Source organism: Nonlabens sp. (assembly GCF_047636915.1).
Classification (GTDB): domain Bacteria; phylum Bacteroidota; class Bacteroidia; order Flavobacteriales; family Flavobacteriaceae; genus Nonlabens.
The window spans coordinates 1-5,633 of the sequence record NZ_JBLIGN010000123.1 but is presented as its reverse complement, the minus strand read 5'-3'; the positions used below and the strand labels follow the sequence as shown (position 1 = coordinate 5,633).

At 35.4% G+C, this 5,633-nt stretch carries 5 protein-coding genes; 4 read left to right on the top strand and 1 reads right to left on the bottom strand.

Annotation, left to right across the window (positions count from 1 at the left end):
- On the bottom strand, positions 1-376 hold a 376-nt coding region (locus ACJAT0_RS12325; RefSeq protein WP_415181898.1), incomplete at its 3' end, for an SRPBCC family protein.
- A 175-nt stretch (positions 377-551) separates the two neighbouring features.
- On the opposite strand from ACJAT0_RS12325, the gene ACJAT0_RS12320 reads away from it, so the two are divergent.
- From ACJAT0_RS12320 to ACJAT0_RS12305, 4 genes are all read left to right on the top strand, one after another.
- The gene (locus tag ACJAT0_RS12320) at positions 552-2,477 is read left to right on the top strand and encodes a peptidylprolyl isomerase (protein ID WP_415181897.1); all 1,926 of its coding nucleotides are present in this window, start codon (positions 552-554) and stop codon (positions 2,475-2,477) included.
- Positions 2,470-3,321, top strand: coding sequence for a hypothetical protein (locus ACJAT0_RS12315; RefSeq protein WP_415181896.1), 852 nt, complete (start codon positions 2,470-2,472; stop codon positions 3,319-3,321). The genes ACJAT0_RS12320 and ACJAT0_RS12315 overlap by 8 nt, the downstream gene beginning before the upstream one ends.
- Complete coding sequence (locus ACJAT0_RS12310) at positions 3,281-4,747, top strand: peptidylprolyl isomerase (protein ID WP_415181895.1); 1,467 nt, start codon at positions 3,281-3,283, stop codon at positions 4,745-4,747. The genes ACJAT0_RS12315 and ACJAT0_RS12310 overlap by 41 nt, the downstream gene beginning before the upstream one ends.
- Positions 4,748-4,768: 21 nt before the next feature.
- Positions 4,769-5,633, top strand: an 865-nt coding sequence (locus ACJAT0_RS12305; RefSeq protein WP_415181894.1) for an AAA family ATPase, incomplete at its 3' end; no start/stop codon positions are given.

The window sequence follows — 5,633 nt, the reverse complement described above, 5'->3', positions numbered from 1 at the left end:
TCAATCTCATCATCCCAGTAAACTTGAAGGTGCTGTTGGCATCCCATAAAGTGGTTTTTATTACTTGGTTATTGATCGTAGTCTCGCTTTCGCGAAAGCGGTTGCTTTGCCTATTTAAAACACCACTGGTGCGATAAGTGGCTTCCCATACATGAGGTAAATCCACCCTTGTGATTTCTTCCTTCATAGTAATCGCAGTTCCAGCCACTCTTATTTTCATTTTTCTAATACTATTTTGTTCTCCAGGAACTCCTGAAATATTTTGCGTACTGATAAGCCCTTTTTGCCAATGTTTAAAATAATCTTGATTCTTAAACAATTCCATTACTTTATTAATGGAGAGTAAAATTTCTATGGTGTGTTCACTTTTTATCATATTTTTGAGGTCGTTCAAAAAGAGTAAAACTTATAGCAACCTTTTAAAATAATCGAAACATTCCTGCGTTTTGAGAGGCCAGCTTTAATAACTATTTTTGGCACTCTTGAAAAGGAAGATTATGAAGTATATAAAAAGTCTCTTTTGCATAATTGCGTTCTCAATATCAACTGGGATGAGTGCACAAGATCTAGAACATAAAACATTGCTTAACATAGACGGCGCCGATTATGATGCCGGTACATTTATGAAATTCTATTTAAAGAATATAGATATAGTTCAAGATGAAGCACAAAAAGATTTGGATAATTATTTAAATCTTTACATCGATTACCGTTTAAAACTTCACCAGGCCTATGAATTAGGACTTGATAAAAAAGAAGGTCATATAAAGGATATTCAAAGTACCCGTTCTAGTCTGGCGCAACCTTATCTTACTGATAGTAAGGTTACAGAAAGCTTGATTAGAGAAGGATATGAACGCAGTAAGCAACAAATAAATGCGAGTCATATTTTAATTAAGGTAAGTCGTGGTGCTTCCCCTAAAGACACTCTTCAGGCATGGAGCAGAATTCAAGATGTTTATAAAAAATTACAGGATGGTGCTAGTTTGGGGTCTTTAGCAAGAACAGAAAGTGAAGGGCCTAGTGCTGGTGATGAAGGAAATATAGGCTGGTTCGGTCCTTTTACTATGGCTTATGAATTTGAGACTGTGGCTTATGAAACAGCTGTGAACGATTTTTCCAAACCTGTAAGAACAGATTTTGGATACCATATAGTGTATGTGAATGATAAAAGGTTCAATCCAGGTGAGCTTACCGTGGCACATATTATGACTTTTGATAAACAAGAAACTGATAAGAATAACGCCGCTACTCGCATTCAAGAAATATACGAACAACTGAATCAAGGAAAAAGCTTTGAAGAACTGGCCAGAGAATTCTCTGATGATGCAAACAGCGCAGCTCGCGGTGGAGAACTCAATAAATTTGGTGTCGGCGGTATTGACGAGACATTTGCAAATGCAGCTTTTGAATTAAAAGATAGGGGAGCGTACAGCAAGCCCGTAGAGACAAAATACGGATGGCATATTATTAAGTTAATAGAAAAACATCCTTTGAAAAATTTTGAAGCCTTAGAAGAAGAGCTGGAAAATAAAATTCAAAAATCACCTCGCTCCAGAATAATCACAGAGTCTTTTACTAATAGGCTTAAGGAAAAATATGGAGTTTCAAAAAAACTACAACTTTCTGAAGAAGTTTATGCCTTAGTTAATGACAGCCTTATTATGGCAAATGCCTATGTTTTTGATAAGAATCAAAAAACAAATAGCAAGGAGCTTTTTAAGATCAAAGAAACCGATTATACTGCAAAAGACTTTCTTCAGTATACAGAGAAAAAACAATTAAAAGATTTTGCTTCGTACAGCACAAAATTGGATAAGTTAGATGTTTTCTACAACAGTTTCATTACTGATAAAATTATGGAGTACTACGACTCAAATTTAGAACGTGATAACGAGGATTTTAAATTCTTGTACAATGAATTTAAAGAAGGCTTCTTAGTGTTTGACTTGATAGAAACTCAAGTATGGAATAAAGCAGATAATGATTCTTTAGGGCAAGAAAATTATTATAACAACCATAAAAGCGACTATATGTGGTTGCGTAGATTAGATATAGAGTTGACCCAAAGCACCTCCTTAGATGCGGCAAATGAAGTAAGAACGATGCTTCAACTAGGTATAGCCACTGACACTATAAAAGCCAGGCTTAATTTAGATAACAAAACAAAAGTGATCATTTCTTCTGGCACAGTAGAAGAAACTTACAATAGACTGCCAGAAGACTTTGATGTTAAATTAGGCGTTTCAGCTGTTTATCATGATCAAGGTGATAGTTTTTATAAAGTGATAGAGGTGAAAGGTATTTTAGAGCCATCTAACAAAACTTTAGAAGAAGCTAGAGGAAGAGTCATTAACGATTATAAACAGGAACTAGAAAAAAACTGGATCAATAACTTGAGGGAAGGGCATAAAATAAAACTTCATAAAAAGGTATTGAAAAAAGTGAAAACTCAAATAAAAAAGCAACTTGATTAAAAAAGCAGTCTACATATTATTTTTCATTTCTTTTGTTTCTTGTGAGTATTTCACAAATGAAAATGCTCCAAGTGCAAGGGTAACATTGGGAGAGCATTATCTTGATAAAGATGACATTGAGCGACTTTTACCTCAAAACTATACGGTGCAAGATAGCACTCGTATCGTAAAAGCCTTTATTAACAAATGGGCCACAGATCATTTGTTAATGAACAACGCTATAAATAATATACAACAAGAGCGACAAGAAGAACTCAATAAATTAGTAACGAACTATCAAGTAGCCCTATATGCTCAAGAATATTTAGGTGAATTAACAAAACAAAATATGGATACCCTTATTCCAGAAGCGGCTATTCGATCCTATTATCTAGAGCGTAAAGAGGATTTTAAGTTGAATGAAGATTTAATTCAATTTAGATACGTTCAGTTGGATCCACTTAACACTGATTTGCAAAAAATAACAAAGTGGTTTTATAAAGGTGATGTAAATTCGCTGGCACAAATAGACAGCTTAAAGCTATCCTATAAAAGCTATTTTTTGAATGATAGTATTTGGGTAAAAAAAACCTATCTTTTTGATGCTATGAGTATCATCAACCCCGAAAATGAAAAGTTCTATATAAAAGAAAATAAAACGTGGAAGCTAGAAGATAGTCTTGGCGTATATTTGATCCGTTTTACTAGGGTTCTAAATCGTGGTGATCGCGCGCCTTTATCGTATGTCAGGCCTACTATTAAGCAAGTATTGCTTAATAAGAGTAAACTCGCTTATATTAAAAAATTAGAAAAAGATTTATTAAATGACGCTATTACCAGTGATAAACTTAAAATCAATAATTAAAGTTCTAGGTGTTATTATAGTTTTCGCTATGGCGAAAACGGTAACAGCACAAACGACTAGAATGCAAGAATTAGTTGCTGTAGATCAAAAAAATCTACAGGAAACAATCGCTGCATTGGACAGCGTGAAGCCTAGTAGTAAAAAGAGATTTCTTATCGAAGGAGTTGCAGGAGTAATAGGGGACTATGTCATCTTAGGGTCTGATATTGTAACTGCCAAAGAACAGGCAAAAAGACAAGCTGGAATCTCAGATATCTCCAGTTGTGAATTAATGGAAAGCTTGCTGTCTGAAAAGATGTACGCTCACCACGCTATTCAAGATAGTATTACCATAGGAGATCGTGAGATAGAGGGGAGAACCGAAGGGCAGATTCAGTACTTTAAAAATGCACTTCAAACGGATGACGATCAAAAAATAGCCGATTTCTACAAGAAAGATAACATCACACAAGTTAGAGAAGCCCTTAATCGTGTAAATCGCGATGGATTGCTTGCCCAACGCATGCAAGAACGCATTACAGAGCAAGTAGAAATTACTCCTGAAGAAGTACGTGATTTTTTTAAGTCTATTCCAGTAGAAGATTTACCCCTTTTTAATACAGAGGTGGAAATGGCTCAAATAGTGGTCTATCCAAAGCCAAATCAAGAAGAAATTAATTTAGTGATCAATAAGCTCAAAGAATATAAAGCAGACGTTATAGATAACGGTGCTGATTTTGCTGCAAAAGCTACTTTATATTCTGATGACTCAGGAACAGAACGTCAAGGTGGAATTTTAGAGTTGCAGAGATCTAGTCCATTTGTGAAGGAATTTAAAGATCAAGCTTTCTCAATTCAAGAAGGTGAGATTAGCGAGCCATTTGAAACCATGTTCGGTTGGCATATTCTTTATGTAGAGAAGGTAAAAGGGCAAATTAGACAGGTGCGACACATTCTTTTAACACCTTATATTTCTGTGGCGCAAATACAAAAAGCAAAGTCAGAACTTGATGCGATGAGGGATCGCATCATATTGAAGGAAATTACTTTTGGTGATGCGGCTAGAGAAATAAGTGATGAAGAAAGAACAGCTCAAAATGGCGGTAAGATCATCAATCCTAATACAGGTACTGGAAGAATGGAGATCACGAGGTTGGAATCAGATATGGCATCTACCTTACAATTTCTTGAAAAAGGAGATATAAGTGGTATCATAGAAGAAAAAAGTAGAACTGGAGCAGCATCTTTTAAAATGGTCTATGTCATTGATAAAGTTCCAGATCATAAAGCAAACTACTCAAATGATTATTTGAAAATTAAAGACCTTGCCCTAAAGGATAAGCAAGTAAAGGCAATCAATAAATGGCGTAATGAAAAAATTGATGATACGTACATCAAAATAGGGCCAGAATATAATGATTGTGATATTCTCAATGCCTGGAATTAATTCTCTTAAACCCATCCCACCATGTCAGATGTAGCTGCGATAGATAATCTGGTAAAAAAACACCAGGAACTTAAAACTGAAATTGCTAAAGTAATAATAGGACAAGAAAAAGTTATTAATGAAATATTGATATCTGTCTTTTCTGGAGGACATGCGCTTCTTGTAGGTGTTCCAGGACTAGCCAAAACTTTAATGGTAAATACCATATCCCAAGCACTGGGATTGAATTTTAAAAGAATTCAATTTACCCCAGATTTAATGCCTAGTGATATTTTAGGAAGTGAAATATTAGATGAGAACAGAACTTTCAAATTTTTGAAAGGTCCAGTGTTCTCCAATATTGTCCTTGCAGATGAGATCAACCGCACGCCACCTAAAACTCAAGCGGCTCTTCTTGAAGCGATGCAAGAAAAATCAGTTACAGTGGCTGGTCACAATTATAAATTGGACGCACCTTATTTTGTTCTAGCAACACAAAATCCGATTGAGCAAGAAGGAACTTATCCTTTGCCAGAAGCGCAATTGGATAGATTTATGTTTTCTATATTCCTACAGTACCCGTCCTATCAAGAAGAAGTAGATGTAGTAAAAGCAACTACAGGAGATCAAAAACCAGTGGTAAACCCTTTATTTACAGCACAAGAAATTGTTGACTTTCAGCAATTGATAAGACGTATTCCTGTAGCAGATAATGTTATTGAATATGCCGTAACGCTAGTAGGTAAAACAAGACCTAAAGGCGATACAGCTCCTCAGATTATAAAAGATTATTTAGATTGGGGCGCAGGTCCTCGAGCATCGCAGAATTTGATTTTAGCCGCAAAAACGCACGCAGCCGTTAACGGGAAATACAGTCCAGATATTGAGGATGTAAAAGCCGTTGCAA

Bases quoted from the DNA above. Each gene is read 5' to 3' on its own strand.
- ACJAT0_RS12320 (WP_415181897.1), top strand. From the start codon at position 552: ATGAGTGCACAAGATCTAGAACATAAAACATTGCTTAACATAGACGGC.
- ACJAT0_RS12310 (WP_415181895.1), top strand. From the start codon at position 3,281: ATGACGCTATTACCAGTGATAAACTTAAAATCAATAATTAAAGTTCTA.